We start from the raw sequence: 20,860 nt of genomic DNA, 5'->3' as shown, positions 1-20,860 counted from the left end.
CGCGGCAGTGAAGGCGACTACTTCGCCTTCGCTTCCTTCTCCATCAGCGTATCGACCAGGTTGGCGGGCACCTCTTCGTAGTGGTCGAACTCCATGGTGAAGGTGCCGCGGCCACGCGTGGCCGAGCGCAGGAAGTTGATGTATCCGAACATTTCCGCCAGCGGCACGAAGCCCTGCACGAACGCCTGCGTGCCCTTCTGTCCCTGGTCGCTCACCGTGCCGCGACGCCGGTTGATGTCACCGATGACATCGCCGAGGTAATCGGCCTCCATCACCACCTCCAGCCGCATGACCGGCTCGAGCAGCTTGGGCTTGCTGAGCCTCTGGGCTTCGCGGAAGCACTGGCGCGTGGCGATTTCGAAGGCGAGCGCGGACGAGTCGACGTCGTGGAACTTGCCGTCGATCAGGCGCGCCTTGAAGTCCACCACTTCGTAACCGGCGACCTGCCCTTCCTGCGATTCCACGTCCACCGCGTGCTCCACGGCCGGGATGTACTCGCGCGGCACGCGGCCGCCGACGATCTCATCGGAGAACACCACGCCGCTGCCCGTCTCGCCCGGCTCGAACACCATGGTCACCTCGGCGAACTGGCCCGAGCCGCCTGACTGCTTCTTGTGCGTGTACGTGTGCTCGACCGCGCGGCCGAATGCCTCGCGGAAGCTCACCTTGGGCTTGCCCATGTTGGCGTCCACGCCCAGTTCCGTGCGCATGCGGTCGATGGTCACTTCCAGATGCAGCTCGCCCATGCCCTTGAGCACGGTCTGCCCGGTTTCCTTGTCCACTTCCAACCGCAGCGACGGATCGGCCTTCACCATCTTGTAGAGCGCGGTGGAAAGCTTGTCGACGTCGTGGCGGCTCTTGGGCTCCACCGACACACTGATCACCGGATCGGGGAAGCGCATGCGCTCCAGCAGCGCAGGGTGCGCCGGATCGGACAGCGAGTCGCCGGTTTCGGTTTCCTTGAGCGACACGAACGCGCAGATGTCACCCGCGCGCACTTCGTCGATTTCCTTGGTCGCGTTGGCCTGCACCTCCACGATGCGGCCGATGCGTTCCTTCTTGCCGCGCGTCACATTGAGCAAGGTGTCCCCCTTGCTGATCACGCCCGAGTAGATACGGCAGAACGTGAGCGTGCCGAACTGGTCGTTGATGACCTTGAAGGCGAGCGCGCGGGCGGGCGCGTCGTCGACGACGCCCTGGTCGCCCGTGATGTGGCCATCCTCGTCGACCAGAGCGATGCCGCCGTTTTCGCCCGGGTACGGCAGGTAGTCGATCACGCCGTCCAGCAGCTGCTGCACGCCCTTGTTGCGGTACGACGAGCCACAGAAGACGGGCACGAGCTTGCCCGACACGCAGCCCTTGCGGATGCATGCCTTGAGCACTTCCGGATCGAACTCGCCCGTCTCGATAAGGCGGTCGAACGCTTCATCGTCCATCGCCAGTGCGTATTCCAGGGTCTCTTGGCGCAGCTTTTCGAGGTTTTCCACCCAGGCGCGGTCGCCCGCGGCCGTGAAGTTCACCCGGCCGGCGATCTCGCTCAGCGGCACCGTGTCCCACGGGCTGTCCTTGTCATCGCCCTTCCACAGGTAACCGACGCCCGCCACCAGGTCGGCCATGCCGATGAACTCGTCGTGGCTGCCCAGCGGCACCTGGCACAGCAGCACGTTGGCACCCAGGCGCTCGCGGATCCCCTTCACGCAGTGCTCGAAGTTCGCACCGATGCGGTCCATCTTGTTGACGTAGCACAGGCGCGGCACGTTGTACTGGTCGGCGAGGCGCCAGTTGGTCTCGGTCTGCGGCTCCACGCCGGCCACGCCGTCGAACACCACCACGGCGCCGTCAAGTACGCGCAAGCTGCGATTCACCTCGATGGTGAAGTCGACGTGGCCCGGGGTGTCGATCAGGTTGATCTGGTGGCCCTTCCACTCGGTGGACACCGCCGCCGACTGGATAGTGATGCCGCGCTTGCGCTCCTGCTCCAGGTAGTCGGTGGTGGTGGAACCCTTGCCGTCCTTGGTGTCGTGCACGTCCACGATCTGATGCTTCCTGCCCGTGTAGTACAGGATGCGCTCGGTCGTGGTGGTCTTGCCGGCGTCGATGTGCGCGATGATGCCCAGGTTCCGGTAAAGCTGAAGCGACTTCTTGCGTGCCATGGTTTCCGCCTTGAATGAAGGTGCAGTCCGGCCGGGCTGGCGTTGAACAAACGCACGCCGCACGGCGACCCGCCGGATATAGGGTCGTTCAGCGAAGCATCAATGCCGCGTGAATTTCTTTAAAATCAACAACTAATCATTTTCAACACCCGTTCGGGTGAAACGCGGACCCAACTCCGCCTGTCGCCACCCTGTCACTTTTGTCACGTGACGGCGGCGCTGCCCTGCCCCATGCTCATGCCATCGCGTCATGAGGAAAAAACCAGAATTCATTGGACATGTTTGGACGTCTATACCGCTGTTGACTCGAACGGACCAACACCGCTAGCCTGCCGTTGTTGCACTGCGTCACCGCTTTATTAGACCGGGGAAACCACAACATGAATAAGAATTTCGTCGGCCACAAGGCCGCGCCAAGCCTGCTTGCCCTTGCACTGCTCTCCATCCTCTCCCAGGCATCCGCCCAGGACGCCACGCCACCACCCTCCTCCGAGAACGCCAAGAAACTCGACACGGTGATCGTGACCGGCACGCGTGCCGACAACCGCACCGAAAGCAGCTCGCTCACGCCGATCGACGTGGTCTCGGCGCAGACGCTGAAGGAGACCGGCACCACGGAACTGACCACCGCGCTGGCGCGCATCATTCCGTCGCTGACCTTCCCGCGCCCCGCCGCCGCCGATACCGCCGACTCGCAGCGTCCCGCGCAGCTACGTGGCCTGTCGCCGGACCAGGTGCTGGTGCTGGTGGACGGCAAGCGCTGGCACCCCGGCGCCATCCTGCTCACCAATGGCGTACTGGGCCGTGGATCGCAGGCGGTGGATCTCAACACCATTCCCATCGGTGCCATCGACCACATCGAGGTGCTGCGTGACGGCGCCTCCGCGCAATATGGCTCCGATGCCATTGCCGGCGTGATCAACATCGTGCTGAAGAAGGGCGCCAAGGGCGGCGAGGTCGACGTTACGGGCGGCCAGTATTCGGCCGGCGACGGGCGCCAGTGGCAGGGTTCGGCCAACTTCGGCATCCCGCTCAGCGACGACAAGGGCTGGCTGCGCTTCACCCTGCAGGACGGCAACCAGGATTACACCAACCGCTCCGAGCCCAATCGCACGCGCCCATGGGAAGGCACCACCCAGCGCTACGGCGACCCGGCGGTGAAAGACCACAACCTGTTCCTGAACTCGCAGTTCGACCTCGCACCGAACGTGCAGCTCTACGCTTTTGGCCATTACAGCGAGCGCAACACCACCTCGCCGGCGTTCTTCCGCAATCTCGCGAGCAGCAACTCGGTGCCGTCGATCTATCCCAACGGCTACCTGCCGCTGGAGCACGCCGACTCCACCGACCGCTCGCTGGTGGTCGGCATCCGCGGCAAGACGGAAAGCGGCTGGCGCTGGGACGTGAGCGGCAACTACGGCGGCAACCGCGTGTCGTATGCCACCGAAAACAGCGTGAACCGCGCCTTCCTGCACGACTTCGGCTACAGCCCCACCGAGTTCCATGACGGCATCCTCAAGGCCTCGCAGCAGTCCTTCGACGTGGATATCGCCAAGGAATTTTCCACCAGCTGGCTGCCCAACCCGGTGACGCTGGCCTTCGGTGCGGAATACCTGCGCCAGACCTACCAGATCGACGCAGGCGACCTCACCTCGTGGTACACCGGCAAGTCCGGCGTGTCGGGCGGTGCGCAGGGCTTCGGCGGCTACCAGCTGACCGACGCGGGCTCGTACAGCCGCCACGACGTGGCCGAGTACATCAGCCTGGAATCCAACCTGACCGATCGTTTCAGCGCCTCGGCGTCCTTGCGCCATGAGGATTACAACGACTTCGGCAGCACTACGTCCGGCGCACTGGCGGGCCGCTTCGACTTCACCGACCGCTTCGCCCTGCGCGGCAGCGCTTCCACCGGCTTCCGTGCACCGTCGCTGGCCCAGCAGCATTATTCGTACACCTCGTCGCTCTACTACGGCGCGGGCAACTCGCTGCATCTGCCTGCGGGCATCTACAACACGGGCATCGTGCCGGTGAACAGCCAGGTCGGCACGCTGCTCGGCGCCCAGCCGCTGGAGCCGGAGAAGTCGCACAACTACACGCTGGGCGCGGTGTGGAACCCGCTGGACCCGCTCAACCTGAGCGTGGACATCTACCAGATCACCATCGACAACCGCATCACGCTGTCCAGCAACCTGGCGACCACCTCGCCCACGGTGCGGGCTTACCTTGCCGCCAACGGCGTCACTAACCTCAACTACAGCGGCATCGCGTATTTCACCAACGCGGTGAACACCCGTACGCGCGGCGTGGACCTGGTGACCAGCTACCTGAGCGACTTCGGCGATGCCGGCTCGCTGCAGAGCACGCTGAGCTACAACTACAACAAGAACAAGGTGACGGACGTCAAAGCCAACCCGGCGATCCTCAACCAGCTCGGCGTGAACCTCAAACGTGTCGATCGGCGCGACCAGTACGGCCTGCTGGCCGATACCACGCCGCGCAGCAAGCTGATCCTCAACGAGGTGTACAACCTTGGCCACTGGAGTTTCGACGGCACGGCGACGCGTTACGGCAGCTTCGTGTCCTACAACTCCACCACGGCTGCGCTGGACCAGACGTTCGGCGCCAAGTGGATCTTCGACTTTGCGGTGAACTACAACCTGGACCGTTGGACCTTCACCCTGGGCGGCGACAATATTTTCAACACTTACCCCGATCGGGTCATCCCGGCCAACGACAACAATGGCACCCTGCCGTACTCGGTGTTCTCGCCGTTCGGTTTCAATGGCGCCTACGTCTACGGCAAGGTGGCCTATCGCTGGTGAGCGCACCGCACCGGCCCGTCCTCGCGGGCCGGTGCGTAGCCCTTCACCGCACACGAACGAGGCGTGTGCCATAGCTACGGGAGGTTTCTCCCGATGGAGTCCGCTATGTCTGCCGAGCAGTCCCTCAGTCCTGAATTCATCGCTCAACAGCGCAAGCGCCTGGAAGCGCTGCAACGCCAGGTGCTTGGTGGCGAGCTGAACGTCAACGCGCGCAAGCGCGGCTTCACCGAGGAGCACGGCGACGAAGCCGAGGAGTTCGAGGACACCGCGCAGGATCTGGCGCAGGAAGAAGTGCGCCAGGCCCAGCATGACGTGGACGAACAGCGCGTCAACGACATCCAGCGCGCGCTGGAGAAGATCGACGACGGCACTTACGGCTACTCCGACGACTCCGGCGACCCGATCCCCAAGGCGCGCCTGGAAGCCAAGCCCGAGGCGGTGCTTACCGTGGCCGAAGAAGAGGCCCGCGAACGTCAGCGCTGACCCCTTGCACCGGACGCGTTCGCCCCGATCATGTGGGGCACCCGGGCTCCCGTCCGGGAACGTTTGCCGAGGAGATCACGCCGTGAGCCATCGCTCCACCTTCGACCTGTCCCCTCCCACCCCGCTGCAGTTCGACGCCCTCGCCGCCACGCTGACCCCGGACGAGCGCCAGGTGCTGCTTGACCACGGCACGGAATCGCCGTTCTGCGGCGTGCTGCTCACGGAGAAGCGCGCCGGTGTCTATGCCTGCCGCCTGTGCGGCCTGCCGCTGTTCCTGGCCGGCAACAAGTTCGACAGCCGCACCGGCTGGCCGAGCTTCACCACGCCCTTCAACGAGCAGCACCTGAGCTACGTGCGCGACACCAGTTACGGCATGGTGCGCACGGAAATCCGCTGCGCGCGCTGCGGCAGCCACCAGGGCCACGTGTTCGACGACGGTCCGCCGCCGACCCACCAGCGCTACTGCATCAACTCGGTATCGCTCCAATTCGTGGCCGATACCGACCCGCTGCCCGACAAGCTGGGCCGGGGCGCGCCGGAAGGAGCGGTCTGGCAAGCCCCTGCCGCCTGATTCTTCCCACCTCGCCAGGACACGCCCATGCCCCTGAAGTCCCGTTACGACCGTCCCGTCTGGCTGGCTTCCGGCCTGCGCACGCCGTTCGCCAAGGTCGATGGCGCACTGGCCTCGTACGATGCCATCGCGCTGTCGGTGCCGGTCGTGCAGCGCATGCTCGCCAGCCTGCCGGAGGGGAAGCGCCCCGACTTCGCCACCTGGGGCACGGTGGTGCCCAACCTCACTTGGAGCAACATCGCGCGCGAAGTGCTGATGGATGCGGGCGCCCCGGCGACCATTCCCGCCTTCTCCACCATCATGGCCTGCTCCACCAGCATGATCGGCATGATCGAGGCGGCCGGCATGCTGGACGACGACAGCATGCAGCTGGCGCTGGTCGGCGGCGTGGACAGCCTCAGCCGCGTGCAGCTGGGCCTGCCGCAACGCTTGTCCGACTGGATCCGGCAGTTCCAGACGGCCCGCTCGGTGGGCGAAAAGGTTTCGCACGCGCTGTCGCTGAAGCTGGGTGACATCAGCCTGTACATCCCCGGCATCGTGAACCGCACGACCGGCCTGAGCATGGGCGAACACACCGAGATCACCGCCAAGGACTGGCACCTGCGCCGCGAGGACGAGGACGCGCACGCGCTCGCCAGCCACCAGCACACCGTGGCGGCCTGGGACAACGGCTTCTTCGACGACCTGGTCATTCCGGTGGGCGAGTTCCGCCGCGACAGTATTCCGCGCGCCGACACCTCGCTGGAAAAGCTCGCCAAGCTCCCGCCCAGCTTCGACCGCACCAGTGGCCAGGGCACGCTTACCGCGGGCAACTCCTCGCCGCTTACCGACGGTGCCGCTGGCTTGTGGGTCGCCAGCGACAAGGGGCTGGCGCGCGTTCCCTCGCACGTGCCGCGCGTGAGGCTGGTGGACTGGGAGGTCGCTGCCGTCGATTTCCGCATCGAAGGCCTGCTGATGGCGCCGGCGTTCGCCATTCCCAAGCTGCTGGCGCGGCACAACCTGCGCTATGACGACGTGGCCCTGTGGGAAATCCACGAGGCCTTCGCCGCGCAGGTGCTGTTCCACATGGCAGCGCTGGAGAGCCGCGAGTTCCTCACCCGCAAGGCAGGCGTGGATCGCGACTTTGGCCCGTTCCCGCGCGATCGCGTGAACCCGAACGGCGGCAGCCTTGCCATTGGGCATCCGTTTGGCGCCACCGGTGCGCGCATCCTGAGCCAGGCGGTGAAGGAGCTGGCGGCGATGCCCTCCGGCACGCTGGCCATCGTCAGCATCTGCGCCGACGGCGGCCAGGGTACGGTGGCACTGCTCGAAGCGGCTTGATCGCCCGCTGGCGCCGCTTGTTAGGATGCTCCCCATGTTTGAGATGGGGGAGCATCCATGACGTTGAAGCCTGCGCTTTTCACCCTTGCCATGACCGGCCTGCTGGCCTCGGCCGCCGTTTCGGCGGCTGACGGCAAGCCACCTTCGGACAAGGATTTCATCGCCTACGACCAGCCGCTGATCGCTTTCACGCATGCCACCGTCATCGACGGAACCGGCGGAAAGGCGGCGCATGACCAGACGCTGGTGGTCGACAAGGGCCGCATCACCGCGCTCGGCAAGAGCAGCAAGGTGAAGGTACCGCAGGATGCCAAGGTCATCGATGCCCACGGCAAGACGCTGATGCCCGGCTTCGTGATGGTGCACGAGCACATGTTCTACCCGGCCGGCGGTGTCGAATACAACGAGATGAGCTACAGCTTCCCGCGCCTGTATCTTGCCGGCGGCACCACCACCATGCGCACGGCGGGCTCGATGATGCCGTACGCCGACCTCAACGTGCGCGACGCCATCGCCAAGGGCAGCGTGATCGGGCCGGACATGGACGTCACCGGCCCCTATCTCAACGGGCCCGGCCTGCCGATTCCCGCCGTCCACGCACTCAGCGGCCCGGACGATGCGGAGCGCACCGTCAACTACTGGGCCGACGAGGGCGTGACCTCGTACAAGGCCTACATGCAGATCACCCGCGAGGAGCTCAAGCGCGTGATCGACACGGCACACGCGCGCAAGGCGAAGGTCACGGCCCACCTGTGCTCGGTGACGTATCGCGAAGCGGTGGACATGGGCATCGACAACCTGGAGCACGGCTTTTTCGTGTCCAGCGATTTCGTGAAGGACAAGCAGCCCGACACCTGCCCCAAGAGCCCCGGCGTTTCCGATTCGCTCGCCGCCGTGGACGCCAAGTCCCCGGAAGTGAAGGCACTGATGAAGGACATGATCGACCACCACGTGGCGCTCACGTCCACGCTGACGGTCTTCGAGACTTTCGTGCCCAATCGTCCGAAGGCACCGCAGGGCGCGCTGGACCTCATGCTTCCGGAAGTACGCGCGCAATACGAGGCAAGCTGGAACAAGGTGCAGGGCAGCAAGGGCCGGATGTCACCCGACACTTACCTCAAGCTCGCCCGCATGGAAAAGCAGTACGCCGATGCGGGTGGCCTGCTGCTCGCCGGCACCGACCCGACCGGCTATGGCGGCGTGGTGCCGGGCTACTCGTCCAAGCGCGAGATCGAACTGTTGGTGGAGGCGGGCTTTGGTTTCGAACAGGCCGTGAAAATCGCCACGTTTAACGGCGCGAAGTACCTCGGCCGCGACGCCGACGTCGGCACGCTCGCCATCGGCAAGCGCGCCGACCTGGTGGTGATCGATGGTGACCCCGCAAAGAACACCGCCGACATCGAGCACATGCCCTACGTGTTCAAGAACGGCGTGGGCTACGACACGCAGAAGATGTTCGACGCCACCCACGACACGGTTGGCCTGCACTGAGGCATACGGCCGGCGCCCTGACGCGGGCGCCGGTCATGCCGGCATCAGAAGTACACTTGCGCGCGCATCTCGACGATGTGCGGATCGACCTTCAGCTTTCCCTTGTCGCTGAAGGCCCACACGTAGTTGGCCTGGAATTTCAGGTGCTCGCCCAGATACCAGTTGGCGCCCACCGTCCAGTCATGCTCCTTGCCGCCGGTGATGGCGCCATCGCTGAGGTCCAGCTCGCTGTAGCGCACGGCCAGTTCCACCGCGCCCCACGCGTGCGCGGGCCGCACCGCCTGCAGGTCGCGGCCGTTGTAGCGGCGGTCCGCCACGTTGCCGTCACTGTAGGCCCGCGATTCGCCTGTCAGGGTCCATGTGGTGAACACGTAGAAGCCGCTTACGTCATAGTCGGGCTTGCCTTTGTAGCGTTCGACCTGCGCCTGCAGGTATTCACCCTGCAAGGACCACGGCCCTTGGATCCACAATCCCTCGAACCCCTGGCGGCTCACGCTCTTGCTGTATGGCAGGTTGCCCGAATCCACCAGCCGGACCGGCGACAAGCCGTCCTCGGGACGGGCGCGCAAGCGTGCCGATGGCGGCACGGCGCCACTGTCCGCCCAGTCCAGCGTCTCGCGTGAGGCGGAAACGCCCAGATGCAGCACGTTCCCGGGTGCATTGAGCGGTATCCACGCCGCACGTCCGGCCCAGGTGCGGCCTGGATTATTGCCATCCAGATCCTTGCGCCAGAAATAGTCACCGACGTTGATGATGAAATGCGGTCGCACCAACGCCCAATCCACGCCGGCACGACGCCCCTCCCACACGGCCTGCGTCGGCAAGGCCGTTTCAATAAAGGTGGTGGCGGATGTGCTCGTGACGCCCTCGAAACCCACTGGCGTCTTGGAATAACCGAAACGGACGTTGCCTACGTCCTGGCCGATCACGCCGCTACTGCGGAAGCGCACGAAGGCATCGGCCCATTGCTTCGCCTGGAAGTCGTATTGGGCGATGGCGTCGTAGACACCGGGTTTGCGCAGGTACAGGCCAAGGTAGCGGCGCCGGTTCGTGCTGGCATCCTCGAAGCGGCCACCGTCGTTGGAGAAGCGGTTGACGTCGTACTGGTACAGCACGGCAAGGCCAAAGTCCGTGCCGTCCGACGCCGTCACGTGCGTGGGCCAGTTGCCGTAGACGTCATAGTTGTCCGCAAGGCAACACACCGGCGCCGCACACAGCAACATGCCTGCGGCAAGCGCGCGGCGAAAAGCGAAGGCGGTGTGTGCGGATGCAGTTCGGTTCATGGTCTCGCCTCCCAACGAGTCAAGGCATGCTGTCCAATCGCTGTCATGGCGGGAAATGACTTTTGTGCATATGCACATGACCCGTATCGAGCGCTGCCAGCCGTGCCACGGCGCAGGAATCTAGCGGCTGGCGACGATGAGGCCCTGACCAAACGGCTTGACGCCTCCTAAACGCGCAACCCCGTACATCTGTTCGCGAAGGGAACGATTGTCATCAAGGCGACGCCTATGGCCGTGTACCCGACACTGATCGTCCACAATGCGAAAATCCACACCGGTGTCGCGCACCGGCCCGAAGTGCAGGCGCTCGCGGTCAGTGGCCGGCGCATCGTCGCCGTGGGCACCAGTGGGCAGATACGCTCGCTTGCGGGGCCTGCGACCCTGGTCATCGATGCCGGGAAACGCCGCGTCATTCCCGGCCTGATCGATGCCTGCCAGCACCTGATCGCCACCGGCCTCGACTACAACCAGCAACTGCGCTGGGACAGCGTGCCGACCCTGGATGAGGCCATGCGCCTTCTCGCCGAACAGGTGCAACGCACGCCCGCGCCACAGTGGGTGCGCGTGATGGGCGGCTTCTGCGAACAGCAGTTCGCCGAACGGCGGTTGCCGACACCGGCAGAGTTGAGCCATGTGGCGCCGTCCACGCCGGTCTATATCCAGCACCTGCAGGACCGGGCCGTGCTCAATGCGGCCGCACTGGCCCTGTGTGGCTTTGACGCGCAGACGCCCGATCCCGCCGACGGCCATATCGACCGCGACGATGCAGGCCAGCCGACCGGCCTGCTCATCGCGACACCGGGCACTGGCGTCTTTCAGCAGGCGTTGGCCCATGCCCCCGTGCTTCCCCACGAATACCAGATCAACAGCACGCGCCAGTACATGCGCGAACTCAATCGCCTGGGCATCACCAGCGTGATCGATGCCGGCGCGCCGTACCTACGCTACCCGGAGGACTACCGCGCCATCGAGGAACTGGCGCAACACCACCTGCTCACCGTGCGTATCGCGTACCACCTTGCGGCACACACGCCGGGCGCGGAGGTCGCCGACTACCTGCACTGGTCCACCATCAACCGTTACGGCGATGGCGACGAGCTGTTCCGGTTCAATGGCGCGGGCAACGTGCTCGTCCATGCCGCGCAGGACCGGCCCAACTTCCGGCAACCGCCGCCGGGCATCACTCTTCAGGCAACGGCGGACCTGGAAGACGTGGCCAGCCGGCTCGCGGCGCGCCACTGGCCATGGCGTCTGCAGGCCGCCCATGACGAAACCATCGACATGGCGCTCGACGTTTTCGAGCGCATCGATGCGCAGATGCCGCTGCGGGCATTGCCCTGGTTCATCGATGGCGCGGAAACCATCAGCCTGCGGAATATCGAGCGCATCGCACGCCTGGGCGGCGGCATCTGCGTACAGCCGAACATGGCCTATCAGGGTGAATACGTCATCGGGCGATACGGAGAAACGGCGGCAGCGCGCTCCCCACCGCTGCGCCACCTGCTCGACGCCGGGCTGCCGGTGGGTGTCGGCTCCGGCGCTGCCGAACAGGCCAGCATGGATCCCTGGACGACGCTGTACTGGCTGACCACGGGACGCACGATGGGCGGCGTCACGCTTTATCCACCGGAACAGCGACTGGATCGCACCACCGCACTGGCGCTGCACACGCGCGCCAATACGTGGTTTTCCGGCGAGGAAGGCAGCAAGGGGCAACTCGACGTTGGCCAGTTCGCGGATTTCGCCGTGCTCACGGACGACTATTTCGCCGTGCCGGACGAAGACATTCGCCATATCACGGCAACGCTTACCGTCATGGATGGCCGCGTCGTCCATGCTGACGGGCATTTCCAGTCGCTTGACCTGCCGCCACCGGCGCCATTGCCAGAATGGTCACCCGTGCTCCATGGCAGCCGCGTCTGGCGAGCCCCCATCCACGCCATGGATCACGAATATGTCCTGCCGGACAAGGTTCGTACGCACCCTTGAGCCCGGCCGGGTCTCAACGCGCTCCGGACGCTGGCGCCAAGGTGTTTTCTGGGAAAATGCCCCCATGTGATGGGGCTGGCCCTGCATGGCGGACGGATGAACAACGTGATTGAGTTGGTAGGTTTCGACGGCGACGACACGCTGTGGCATAGCGAAGGCTATTACCAGTCGGCGCACGGTGAGTTCGAGCGCATCATCGGCGAATACGTTGATCTGGCGGATGTACGCGTGCACGACCGGCTGCTCGCCACCGAGCGCCGCAACATCAAGCTGTTCGGCTACGGCGCCAAGGGCATGACCCTGTCGATGCTGGAGTCGGCCATCGACATCACCGGGCAGCGCATCAGCGCCACCGACCTGCATCGCATCATCGAACTGGGCAAGCAGGTGCTTGCGCACCCGGTGGAGCTGCTGCCGGGCATCCGCGCGGCCGTGGAAGCCGTGGCGCAACACCACCGCGTGGTGCTCATCACCAAGGGCGACCTGTTCCATCAGGAGCAGAAAGTCGCCAGCAGCGGACTGGCTGACCTTTTCCATCGCATCGAGATCGTTTCGGAGAAAGACGAGCGCACCTATCGCAACGTGCTGGACGAGTTCCAGCTCGCGCCTGCCCGCTTCGCCATGGTGGGCAATTCGCTGCGCTCCGACATCGCTCCCGTAGTGGAGATGGGTGGCTGGGGCGTGTACATGCCCTATCACGTCACCTGGGCGCACGAGACCGACACCGACTTCGTCGACCGTGCCTCCCGCGTGATCCAGGTGGAGGGCCCGACCGGCATCGCCGGTGCCATTGAGGAGTTGCAGGGCCGTGCTGCAGCCTGACATCACCCTCGACGCATCCGCCGTGTCGCCCGCAGGCGACATCGAGATCGATCGCGCGCGCCTGCGTGATTTCATCGAGGCGCATCCGCGCCTGTTCGTGCTGACCGGCGCCGGTTGCAGCACGGATTCGGGCATTCCCGACTACCGCGACACCCACGGTGGCTGGAAGCGACCGCAGCCGGTGACGTATCAGGCCTTCATGGCTGAAAAAGCCACGCGCCAGCGCTATTGGGCACGCAGTCTGGTGGGCTGGCGCCGCTTCGGACGCGCCCGGCCCAACGCCACGCATCACGCGCTTGCGCGGCTGGAACAGCATGGGCGCCTGACGACGCTGCTTACGCAGAACGTCGACGGATTGCACCAGGCGGCGGGGCATCGCGAGGTCATCGATCTGCATGGCCGCCTGAACGAAGTACGCTGCATGGGCTGCACTGTGCGCCTGCCGCGCGACACGTTCCAGCAGGCATTGGTGGAGCTCAATCCCGCGTGGGCCTTGCTGGATGCCGGCGATGCACCGGATGGCGATGCGGACCTCGAAGGCCGCGATTTCTCAACCTTCGATGTACCGCCCTGCCCGCATTGCGGCGGTGTGCTGAAGCCCGACGTGGTGTTCTTTGGTGAAAACGTGCCGCGCGAACGCGTTGACGCTGCCGTCACATCGCTGAACGAAGCAGACGCCATGCTGGTGGTCGGCTCGTCGTTGATGGTGTTTTCCGGCTACCGCTTTGCCGCCGCCGCTGCGCGGGCGGGCAAACCGATTGCCGCGGTAAACATGGGGAAAACACGGGCCGACCCGCTGCTCAGCCTGAAGATCGAACAATCTTGCGCGGAGGCCCTCGCCTTCGTGTCATGACGCTGCGCCCTCAAGTCGCTCGCGTAATGTGACAACTTGATGCAAAGTAGACATCCCGGTCGTCCGGAATGACTGCATGAATGCCAGGTTGCAGCAACGCGTCACCCCATCGCGTGTGCCCGTGGTTTCGCCCCGAAAGCGGTCGGAGTCGCTTTCCGAGTTCGATCGCATCCGGCACACCATCGACGGCTATCTGGCGAAGGCGGCCGAATCACGCAAGCGCCTGCTGGAAGAACCCTACGACCCGAAACTGCTGCACGCATGGCGTGTCAGCCTGCGCCGCGTCACGGCCACGCTGAAAGACGTGGCCTCGGTGTCCGACGACGACCTGCACGACGTGCTTGGCTATCTGCGCGCCTGCCGCGAAGCCACCGGCCAATGCCGCGACATCGATATCCTCGCGCTGGAAACGCTGCCAGCCTTCCTCGACAAGGCGCACGGCAAGCCCGCTGACGCGGAAGGCCTGCGCAACATCCTCGGCAAACTGCAACAACAGGACCACCAGCAGGCGCTGGCGCAGCTCAGGAGGCACAGCCTGGCGACACCGTTGCGGGCGTGGCGGCACTGGGTTCACACGCTGGAGCCGCCCACCGACGGGCGCATCCGTGACATTGCTGCCGCCACCCTCGAGAAGCGTTTCGGCGAGCTGAAGAAGCGCGCCGGCAAGCTGGACGGTGGCCAGAAGCGCCTGCATCGCCTGCGCAGCGCCACCAAGAAGCTGCGTTACAGCATCGAGCTGTATGAGCATGCGTTCCCCAAGCAGGCCACCAGCCAGTGGCTGAAGTGCCTCGCCGACCTGCAGGCGCACCTGGGGTTGGCGCATGACCGCATGATGGCGCGCAAGCTGATGGGCGGGGTGACGGATGGCAAAGACGCCAAGGTGCGACTGAAGGCCTTTCGCCGCTGGACCAAGCGCACTGCCTTTGAGGCCTCTGAGAAGGCCATGCATTCACTCGCCAAGCTGGAACAGCTGAGCGCCTGGTGGCGCCCGCCCGCGCACTGACGCCTAGCGCCGGGCGCGGAAGAATTCGCGCAGCATGGTCGATGCCTCGTCGGCCAGCAGGCCGCCTTCCACGGCGACGCGGTGGTTGTGGCGATCGGAAATCAGCGTATCGAACACGCTGCCGGCCGCCCCTGTTTTCGGATCCGTCGCCGCGTACACCACCCGTCCGATGCGGGCGTGCACCAGCGCCATGGAACACATCGCGCACGGCTCCAGCGTCACGTACAGCGTGGCGCCCGGCATGCGGTAGTTGGACAATTTCTCGCCCGCAGCGCGCAGCGCCATGATTTCCGCGTGCGCACTGGGATCATTCAGCGTGATGTTACGGTTCCAGCCGAGCCCGATGATTTCCCCGCCCTGCACCAGCACCGCACCCACCGGCACTTCGTTCTCCGCATCGCGCGCGTGCGCGGCCAGCTGCAAGGCATGGCGCATGTAGCCTTCGTCTTCGGTGGAGAACAAGGGCGGCGTGGGCAGAAGGGTGTTGGTCATCGGGTCGGTCACAAACGGCAGACCTGCCATTCTATCGCCCGCGGTGCCGGCGCAAAGCGCCCGTACGGACAGAGGACAGCCCCATGACATCCAGTGCGCAGCAAAAGCGGCAAACGGCGCTGATCGTGGGCGCTTCCCGCGGCCTTGGCCTTGCCCTCGCCGCCGAATACCTCAGGCGCGGCTGGCAAGTCATCGCCACCGTGCGCAGGGCGGCCCGCACGCCATTGCACGACCTTCAGCCGTCTGCCGGCAACCGGCTGGAGATCGAGCAGCTCGACATCGATATGCCGGCCGGCATCAGGGCGCTGCGCCAACGGCTGACAGGCCGCTCGCTTGACGTCCTGTTCGTCAACGCCGGCATCTCGGTCGAGCCGGACAAGACCGCCGCCCGGATGGATACAGATGCCTTCACGCGCATGATGGTGACCAACGCACTCAGCCCGATGCGCGTCATCGAGGCCCTCGATGCGCTAGTAGCACCTGACGGCGTGATCGCCGCCATGTCGTCCGACCTGGGCAGCGTGGGCAACAACACCGACGGCGGCTGGGAGGGCTATCGCGCCAGCAAGGCGGCGCTCAACACCTTGATGCGCAGCTACGCCGCACGCCAGCCCGTTCCCACCCGTGCGCTGCTGCTGATCGCGCCGGGCTGGGTCCGCACGGACATGGGGGGTGCGGATGCGCCACTGGAGATCAGCGACAGCATTCCCCGCGTGGTCGACGTGGTGACTTCCCGGGCCGGCTGCGGTGGCCTGCAATACCTCGACTACCTGGGCGCGGTCGTGCCGTGGTAACGTGGAAGGTCGCGCAGGCAGGCCGAATCAGGCCCGGATGTAGACCCAAGCCTGTTTACCGGACTTGAGCCGCACGGCGACCCGCTTGTAGTCCGCGACCTCGTACAGGTCAGCCGCCGCAAGCTCGGCGGCGGTCACCTGGAACACCTTGCCCGCGACTTCATCGGCCGGGTCGCCGCTAGGCGCAACGATCGGATGGAAGCGCTCGCCGCTCTTGCGCAGGACCTCCGGGTCGGTGATCTCCACCATCGTCCGGCGGAAACCCGGCATGGCGTCCTCTTCGCCCTCCAGCAACCGGCCGAAGGACTCGAGCTGGACGCGCTCGAGCTGCAGCGTCCCGTAGGAGAACAGTAGCTCGTGGCGCGCACCGGAAGAAGACATTACGAATCCCTTCCTATCAATAAATTACGGGCAATTCCTGATAATGCCGGACCAGCCATGGCTTGTCCGGCTCACTCCCACTCGATCGTCGCGGGCGGCTTGCCACTGATGTCATAAACGACACGAGAAACACCGCGCAACTCATTGATAATGCGATTGGAAACCTTGCCAAGAAACTCGTACGGCAAGTGCGCCCAGTGCGCGGTCATGAAGTCGATGGTTTCCACCGCGCGCAGCGCGATCACCCATTCGTAGGCGCGGGCGTCGCCCACCACGCCCACCGACTTCACCGGCAGGAACACGGCGAAGGCCTGGCTGGTCTTGTCGTACAGGTCCCAGGCGCGCAGCTCTTCGATGAAGATGGCGTCGGCACGGGCGAGCAGTTCGGCGTACTCGGGCTTCACTTCGCCCAGGATGCGCACGCCCAGGCCGGGGCCCGGGAACGGATGGCGGTAGACCATCTCACGCGGCAGGCCGAGCTCCACGCCGATGCGGCGCACCTCGTCCTTGAACAGCTCGCGCAGCGGCTCGATCAGCTTGAGCTTCATGTGCTCCGGCAGGCCGCCCACGTTGTGGTGGCTCTTGATCACGTGCGCCTTGCCGGTCTTGCTGCCAGCGGACTCGATCACGTCCGGGTAGATGGTGCCCTGCGCCAGCCACTTCACCTGGCCATGGCCGGCGTTGGTGACCTTGACCGATTCCTCGTCGAAGATCTCCACGAACAGGCGGCCGATGATCTTGCGCTTGGCCTCCGGGTCGGCCACGCCTTCCAACGCGCTGAAGTAGCGCTCGGCGGCGTTGACGCGGATGACCTTGACACCCATGTGCTCGGCCATGGTGGCCATCACCTGGTCGCCTTCCTGCCAGCGCAGCAGGCCGGTGTCGACGAACACGCAGGTCAGCTGGTCACCGATGGCCCGGTGCAGCAGCGCAGCCACCACGGACGAATCCACACCGCCAGAGAGGCCGAGCAGCACGTGGTCATTGCCGACCTGCTCGCGCACGCGGGCGATCTGGTCCTCGATGATGTGCGCGGCGGTCCACAGCGTCTGGCAGCCACAGATTTCCGTGACGAAACGCTTGAGCAGGCTGGTGCCCTGCTTCGTATGCGTCACTTCCGGGTGGAACTGCACGCCGTACCAGCGCTTGTCTTCGTTTTCCATCACGGCGACCGGGATGCGATCCGTGGTGCCGGTGATGGTGAAGCCCGGCGGTGCCTTGGCGACGTGGTCGCCGTGGCTCATCCACACATCCAGGCGATGATGGCTGTCGTGGTCGCTCAGGCCGGCGAACAGGCGGCTGGTCGCCACGATGTCCACTTCGGCATGACCGAACTCGCGCGCGTCAGCCGCTTCGGTGGCGCCACCGAGCTGGGCAGCCAGCGTCTGCATGCCGTAGCAGATGCCGAGGATCGGCAGGCCGGAGTCGAACACTTCCTGCGGCGCCTTGGGCGCGCCCGGCAGCGTGGTGGACTCGGGGCCGCCGGACAGGATGATGCCCTTGGCGCCGAACGCGGCGATCTCTGCCGGGTCGTGGTCCCACGCCCAGATTTCGCAGTACACGCCGATCTCGCGGACGCGACGGGCGATCAGCTGGGTGTACTGCGCGCCGAAGTCGAGGATGAGGATTTTGTCGCTATGGATATCGGTCATGGCGGCGAAAGTCAGGGTTCGGAAAAGAGAAAGGCCGGAACGCAGCAACGTCCCGACCTGCGAATACATTCATGACCGTCATCCCGGCGAAGGCCGGGATCCAGCGACTTTTCTCGCAGCGCCGAAGGCGCTGGATTCCAGCTTTCGCTGGAATGACGACTCAGCATGGATCGGGAGTTGCGAGACATGGAGGACAGCACTCGCAACACCCTTGCCCCAGCCTCAGGAATTCAGCCGGTAGTTCGGCGCTTCCTTGGTGATCTGGATGTCGTGCGGGTGGGCTTCGGTCACGCCGGCGCTGGTCACCTTCACGAACTGCGCCTTCTGGCGCACGTCCTCGACTGTGGCAGCACCGAGGTAACCCATGGACGCACGCAGGCCACCGATCAGCTGGTGGATGATGTTACGCAGCGGACCACGGTACGGCACGCGACCTTCGATGCCTTCCGGCACCAGCTTGTCGGCGTCGGCCTCGTCCTGGAAGTAGCGGTCCTTGGAGCCCAGCGCCATCGCGCCCAGCGAACCCATGCCGCGGTAGCTCTTATAGGAGCGGCCCTGGAACAGCTCCACATCGCCCGGCGATTCTTCGGTGCCGGCGAACATCGAGCCCAGCATCACGGTGGACGCACCGGCAGCCAGCGCCTTCGGGATATCGCCCGAGTAGCGGATGCCGCCGTCGGCGATCAGCGGGATTTCGTCCTTCAGCGCCGTAGCGACCAGGTCGATGGCGGTGATCTGCGGCACGCCCACACCAGCGACCACGCGCGTGGTGCAGATCGAGCCCGGGCCCACACCAACCTTCACTGCATCGACGCCCGCATCGAGCAACGCACGCGCCGCTTCGCCGGTGACGATGTTGCCGGCGATCACCTGCACCTGCGGGTAGTTCTTTTTCACCCATGCCGCGCGCTCGATCACGCCCTGCGAATGGCCGTGGGCGGTATCGACCACCAGCACGTCCACACCGGCATCCACCAGCGCTTCCACACGTGCCTCGGTGTCGCCACCCACGCCCACCGCGGCGCCGACCAGCAGGCGCTCGAGGCGATCCTTGGCAGCGTTCGGGTTGTCGCGGGCCTTCTGGATGTCCTTGACGGTGATCAGGCCACGCAGCTGGTAGTCGTCGTTGACCACCAGCACTTTCTCGATGCGGTGCTTGTGCAGCAGCTGCAGCACTTCGTCCTGGCTGGCGCCTTCACGCACCGTCACCAGCTTCTCCTGGCGGGTCATGATGTTGCGCACGGGGTCTTCGTGCTTGCGCTCGAAACGCAGGTCGCGGCTGGTGACGATGCCGACCAGCTGCTCGCCTTCCACCACCGGCACGCCGGAGATGTTGTGCGAACGGGTCAGGCGCAGCACGTCGCCAATGGACGTATGCGGGGCAACCGTAATGGGGCTGCGGATGACGCCGGCTTCGAACTTCTTCACCAGGCGCACTTCGGCGGCCTGCTGCTCGGCGGTCATGTTCTTGTGGATGATGCCGATGCCGCCCTGCTGGGCCATGGTGATGGCGAGGCGGGCTTCGGTCACCGTGTCCATGGCGGCGGACACGATGGGGATGTTCAGGCGCAGGTTTCGGGTGAGCCGCGTGGAAGTGTCTACGTCACGTGGCAGAACGGCCGAATGGGCCGGAACGAGGTAAACGTCGTCGTAGGTGAGAGCCTCGGCGAGGATACGCATGCGATTTGTCCCGCTGCAAAGAGGAGATTATACGCGGACGGCCCGGGGGCCGCCACTCCTTGCATGAACGAAACCCCGAACCCCCTGTAGGAGCGCACTTGTGCGCGACAAGCCAACAGGACGGAGAATCCGTGGGCCGCGGTCGCGCACAAGTGCGCCCCTACACGAGGATTCGGCGCTCAACCGTGATGCGCCACGTCCCGCGCCTCGGCCGCTTCCAGCGTGTTTTCCAGCAGCGTTGCCACGGTCATCGGGCCGACGCCACCGGGCACCGGGGTGATCCAGCTGGCGCGCTCGGCGGCGGGGGCGAAATCGACGTCGCCCACCAGACGGCCGTCCTCCAGGCGATTGATGCCCACGTCGATCACCACGGCGCCCGGCTTGATCCACTCACCCTTGACCAGCCCCGGCTTGCCTACCGCGACGATCACGATGTCGGCCTGGCGCACGAAGCTCTCCAGGTCGCGGGTGAATTTGTGGCAGCAGGTGGTGGTGCAGCCGGCGATCAGCAGCTCCAACGCCAGCGGACGCCCCACATGGTTGGACACACCGACGACCACGGCATGCTGGCCGCGCACCGGGCGATCCGTATGGCCGAGCAGCGTCATCACGCCACGTGGCGTGCACGGACGCAGCCCAAAGCGGCGCAGCGCCAGGCGGCCCACGTTGACGGCCTGGAAGCCATCCACGTCCTTGCCCGGGTCGATGCGGTCGACCAGCGCGTCCTCGTCGATGTGATCGGGCAGCGGTGACTGCACGAGGATGCCGTGCACGGCCGGATCGGCATTGAGCCGGTCGATCAACGCGATCAGCTCGTCCTGCGTGGTGCTGGACGGCAGGTCGAAGTCGAACGAACGGAAGCCCACCTGATGGCAGGCCTTGCGTTTGTTGCGTACGTAGACGGACGACGCGGCGTCGTCCCCCACCAGCACGACGGCCAGGCCGGGCACATCCAGGCCCTTGGCCTGACGCTCGGCCACGCGCTGCCCGATGCGATCCATCAGTTCCTGCGCGATGCGTTTGCCGTCGAGGATGCGTGCGGTCATGATCGGGCCTACCTGCAAAGAGACG

At 65.4% G+C, this 20,860-nt stretch carries 17 protein-coding genes; 10 read left to right on the top strand and 7 right to left on the bottom strand.

All coding sequences use genetic code 11. The features are described from left to right. Nucleotides 1–17 precede the first annotated feature (17 nt). Nucleotides 18–2,153, bottom strand: a complete 2,136-nt coding sequence (gene fusA / locus HY57_RS12320) for an elongation factor G (protein ID WP_019467269.1) — start codon at nucleotides 2,151–2,153, stop codon at nucleotides 18–20. A gap of 380 nt (nucleotides 2,154–2,533) precedes the next feature. Between fusA and HY57_RS12315 the strand changes: the two genes are divergently transcribed. From HY57_RS12315 to HY57_RS12295, 5 genes are all read left to right on the top strand, one after another. Continuing rightward, complete coding sequence (locus tag HY57_RS12315; RefSeq protein WP_019467270.1) at nucleotides 2,534–4,975, top strand: TonB-dependent receptor plug domain-containing protein; 2,442 nt, start codon at nucleotides 2,534–2,536, stop codon at nucleotides 4,973–4,975. A gap of 105 nt (nucleotides 4,976–5,080) precedes the next feature. Then, nucleotides 5,081–5,458 carry a TraR/DksA family transcriptional regulator gene (locus tag HY57_RS12310; protein ID WP_019467271.1) on the top strand — a complete coding sequence of 126 codons (378 nt, stop codon included), beginning with the start codon at nucleotides 5,081–5,083 and terminating at the stop codon, nucleotides 5,456–5,458. Nucleotides 5,459–5,540: 82 nt separating this feature from the next. Beyond that, complete coding sequence (msrB, locus tag HY57_RS12305; RefSeq protein WP_019467272.1) at nucleotides 5,541–6,029, top strand: peptide-methionine (R)-S-oxide reductase MsrB; 489 nt, start codon at nucleotides 5,541–5,543, stop codon at nucleotides 6,027–6,029. Nucleotides 6,030–6,056: 27 nt separating this feature from the next. Further along, the gene (locus HY57_RS12300) at nucleotides 6,057–7,349 is read left to right on the top strand and encodes a thiolase family protein (protein WP_019467273.1); all 1,293 of its coding nucleotides are present in this window, start codon (nucleotides 6,057–6,059) and stop codon (nucleotides 7,347–7,349) included. A 57-nt stretch (nucleotides 7,350–7,406) separates the two neighbouring features. After that, nucleotides 7,407–8,840, top strand: coding sequence for an amidohydrolase family protein (locus HY57_RS12295; protein ID WP_019467274.1), 1,434 nt, complete (start codon nucleotides 7,407–7,409; stop codon nucleotides 8,838–8,840). 44 nt (nucleotides 8,841–8,884) lie between these two features. On the opposite strand, the gene HY57_RS12290 is transcribed toward HY57_RS12295, so the two are convergent. After that, nucleotides 8,885–10,123, bottom strand: coding sequence for an OprO/OprP family phosphate-selective porin (locus HY57_RS12290; protein WP_019467275.1), 1,239 nt, complete (start codon nucleotides 10,121–10,123; stop codon nucleotides 8,885–8,887). Nucleotides 10,124–10,351: 228 nt separating this feature from the next. On the opposite strand from HY57_RS12290, the gene HY57_RS12285 reads away from it, so the two are divergent. The 4 genes from HY57_RS12285 to HY57_RS12270 all read left to right on the top strand — a co-directional run bounded on the left by HY57_RS12285 (nucleotide 10,352) and on the right by HY57_RS12270 (nucleotide 14,790). Further along, nucleotides 10,352–12,112 (top strand): amidohydrolase, encoded by a 1,761-nt coding sequence (locus HY57_RS12285; RefSeq protein ID WP_019467276.1) that lies wholly within the window; start codon nucleotides 10,352–10,354, stop codon nucleotides 12,110–12,112. A 96-nt stretch (nucleotides 12,113–12,208) separates the two neighbouring features. Then, nucleotides 12,209–12,934: an HAD family hydrolase gene (locus tag HY57_RS12280; RefSeq protein WP_192813474.1), complete on the top strand. Its 726-nt coding sequence runs from the start codon at nucleotides 12,209–12,211 to the stop codon at nucleotides 12,932–12,934. 40 nt (nucleotides 12,935–12,974) lie between these two features. Continuing rightward, nucleotides 12,975–13,787 carry an NAD-dependent protein deacetylase gene (locus HY57_RS12275; protein ID WP_038580976.1) on the top strand — a complete coding sequence of 271 codons (813 nt, stop codon included), beginning with the start codon at nucleotides 12,975–12,977 and terminating at the stop codon, nucleotides 13,785–13,787. Between the two features lie 76 nt (nucleotides 13,788–13,863). After that, nucleotides 13,864–14,790, top strand: a complete 927-nt coding sequence (locus HY57_RS12270; protein ID WP_019467279.1) for a CHAD domain-containing protein — start codon at nucleotides 13,864–13,866, stop codon at nucleotides 14,788–14,790. A 3-nt stretch (nucleotides 14,791–14,793) separates the two neighbouring features. On the opposite strand, the gene tadA is transcribed toward HY57_RS12270, so the two are convergent. Further along, entirely contained in the window at nucleotides 14,794–15,282 is a 489-nt protein-coding gene (tadA, locus tag HY57_RS12265) for a tRNA adenosine(34) deaminase TadA (protein WP_026034284.1), read from the bottom strand. Nucleotides 15,283–15,365: 83 nt separating this feature from the next. Here tadA and HY57_RS12260 point away from each other — a divergent pair, with 83 nt between their 5' ends. Continuing rightward, on the top strand, nucleotides 15,366–16,076 hold the full coding sequence (locus HY57_RS12260) for an SDR family NAD(P)-dependent oxidoreductase (protein ID WP_019467281.1): 711 nt from the start codon (nucleotides 15,366–15,368) through the stop codon (nucleotides 16,074–16,076). A gap of 27 nt (nucleotides 16,077–16,103) precedes the next feature. Here HY57_RS12260 and HY57_RS12255 read toward each other — a convergent pair whose 3' ends face one another. From HY57_RS12255 to folD, 4 genes are all read right to left on the bottom strand, one after another. Next, complete coding sequence (locus HY57_RS12255) at nucleotides 16,104–16,457, bottom strand: gamma-glutamylcyclotransferase family protein (protein WP_019467282.1); 354 nt, start codon at nucleotides 16,455–16,457, stop codon at nucleotides 16,104–16,106. Nucleotides 16,458–16,528: 71 nt separating this feature from the next. Continuing rightward, entirely contained in the window at nucleotides 16,529–18,109 is a 1,581-nt protein-coding gene (guaA, locus tag HY57_RS12250; protein ID WP_026034285.1) for a glutamine-hydrolyzing GMP synthase, read from the bottom strand. A gap of 222 nt (nucleotides 18,110–18,331) precedes the next feature. Beyond that, nucleotides 18,332–19,789 carry an IMP dehydrogenase gene (guaB, locus tag HY57_RS12245; RefSeq protein ID WP_019467284.1) on the bottom strand — a complete coding sequence of 486 codons (1,458 nt, stop codon included), beginning with the start codon at nucleotides 19,787–19,789 and terminating at the stop codon, nucleotides 18,332–18,334. A 179-nt stretch (nucleotides 19,790–19,968) separates the two neighbouring features. Further along, entirely contained in the window at nucleotides 19,969–20,835 is an 867-nt protein-coding gene (folD, locus tag HY57_RS12240) for a bifunctional methylenetetrahydrofolate dehydrogenase/methenyltetrahydrofolate cyclohydrolase FolD (RefSeq protein ID WP_019467285.1), read from the bottom strand. Between the last annotated feature and the right edge of the window lie 25 nt (nucleotides 20,836–20,860).

The organism is Dyella japonica A8 (assembly GCF_000725385.1).
Classification (GTDB): Bacteria; Pseudomonadota; Gammaproteobacteria; order Xanthomonadales; family Rhodanobacteraceae; genus Dyella; species Dyella japonica_C.
The sequence above is the reverse complement of the archived record's forward strand: the minus strand, read 5'-3'. Positions and strand labels throughout refer to the sequence as shown.

Coding starts and splice junctions, on each gene's coding strand:
- folD (WP_019467285.1), bottom strand. CDS start 20,835: ATGACCGCACGCATCCTCGACGGCAAACGCATCGCGCAGGAACTGATG.
- HY57_RS12270 (WP_019467279.1), top strand. CDS start 13,864: ATGAATGCCAGGTTGCAGCAACGCGTCACCCCATCGCGTGTGCCCGTG.
- HY57_RS12295 (WP_019467274.1), top strand. CDS start 7,407: ATGACGTTGAAGCCTGCGCTTTTCACCCTTGCCATGACCGGCCTGCTG.
- HY57_RS12290 (WP_019467275.1), bottom strand. CDS start 10,123: ATGAACCGAACTGCATCCGCACACACCGCCTTCGCTTTTCGCCGCGCG.
- guaB (WP_019467284.1), bottom strand. CDS start 19,789: ATGCGTATCCTCGCCGAGGCTCTCACCTACGACGACGTTTACCTCGTT.
- HY57_RS12315 (WP_019467270.1), top strand. CDS start 2,534: ATGAATAAGAATTTCGTCGGCCACAAGGCCGCGCCAAGCCTGCTTGCC.
- tadA (WP_026034284.1), bottom strand. CDS start 15,282: ATGACCAACACCCTTCTGCCCACGCCGCCCTTGTTCTCCACCGAAGAC.
- HY57_RS12310 (WP_019467271.1), top strand. CDS start 5,081: ATGTCTGCCGAGCAGTCCCTCAGTCCTGAATTCATCGCTCAACAGCGC.
- HY57_RS12260 (WP_019467281.1), top strand. CDS start 15,366: ATGACATCCAGTGCGCAGCAAAAGCGGCAAACGGCGCTGATCGTGGGC.
- guaA (WP_026034285.1), bottom strand. CDS start 18,109: ATGACCGATATCCATAGCGACAAAATCCTCATCCTCGACTTCGGCGCG.
- HY57_RS12280 (WP_192813474.1), top strand. CDS start 12,209: ATGAACAACGTGATTGAGTTGGTAGGTTTCGACGGCGACGACACGCTG.
- fusA (WP_019467269.1), bottom strand. CDS start 2,153: ATGGCACGCAAGAAGTCGCTTCAGCTTTACCGGAACCTGGGCATCATC.
- HY57_RS12285 (WP_019467276.1), top strand. CDS start 10,352: ATGGCCGTGTACCCGACACTGATCGTCCACAATGCGAAAATCCACACC.
- HY57_RS12300 (WP_019467273.1), top strand. CDS start 6,057: ATGCCCCTGAAGTCCCGTTACGACCGTCCCGTCTGGCTGGCTTCCGGC.
- HY57_RS12255 (WP_019467282.1), bottom strand. CDS start 16,457: ATGTCTTCTTCCGGTGCGCGCCACGAGCTACTGTTCTCCTACGGGACG.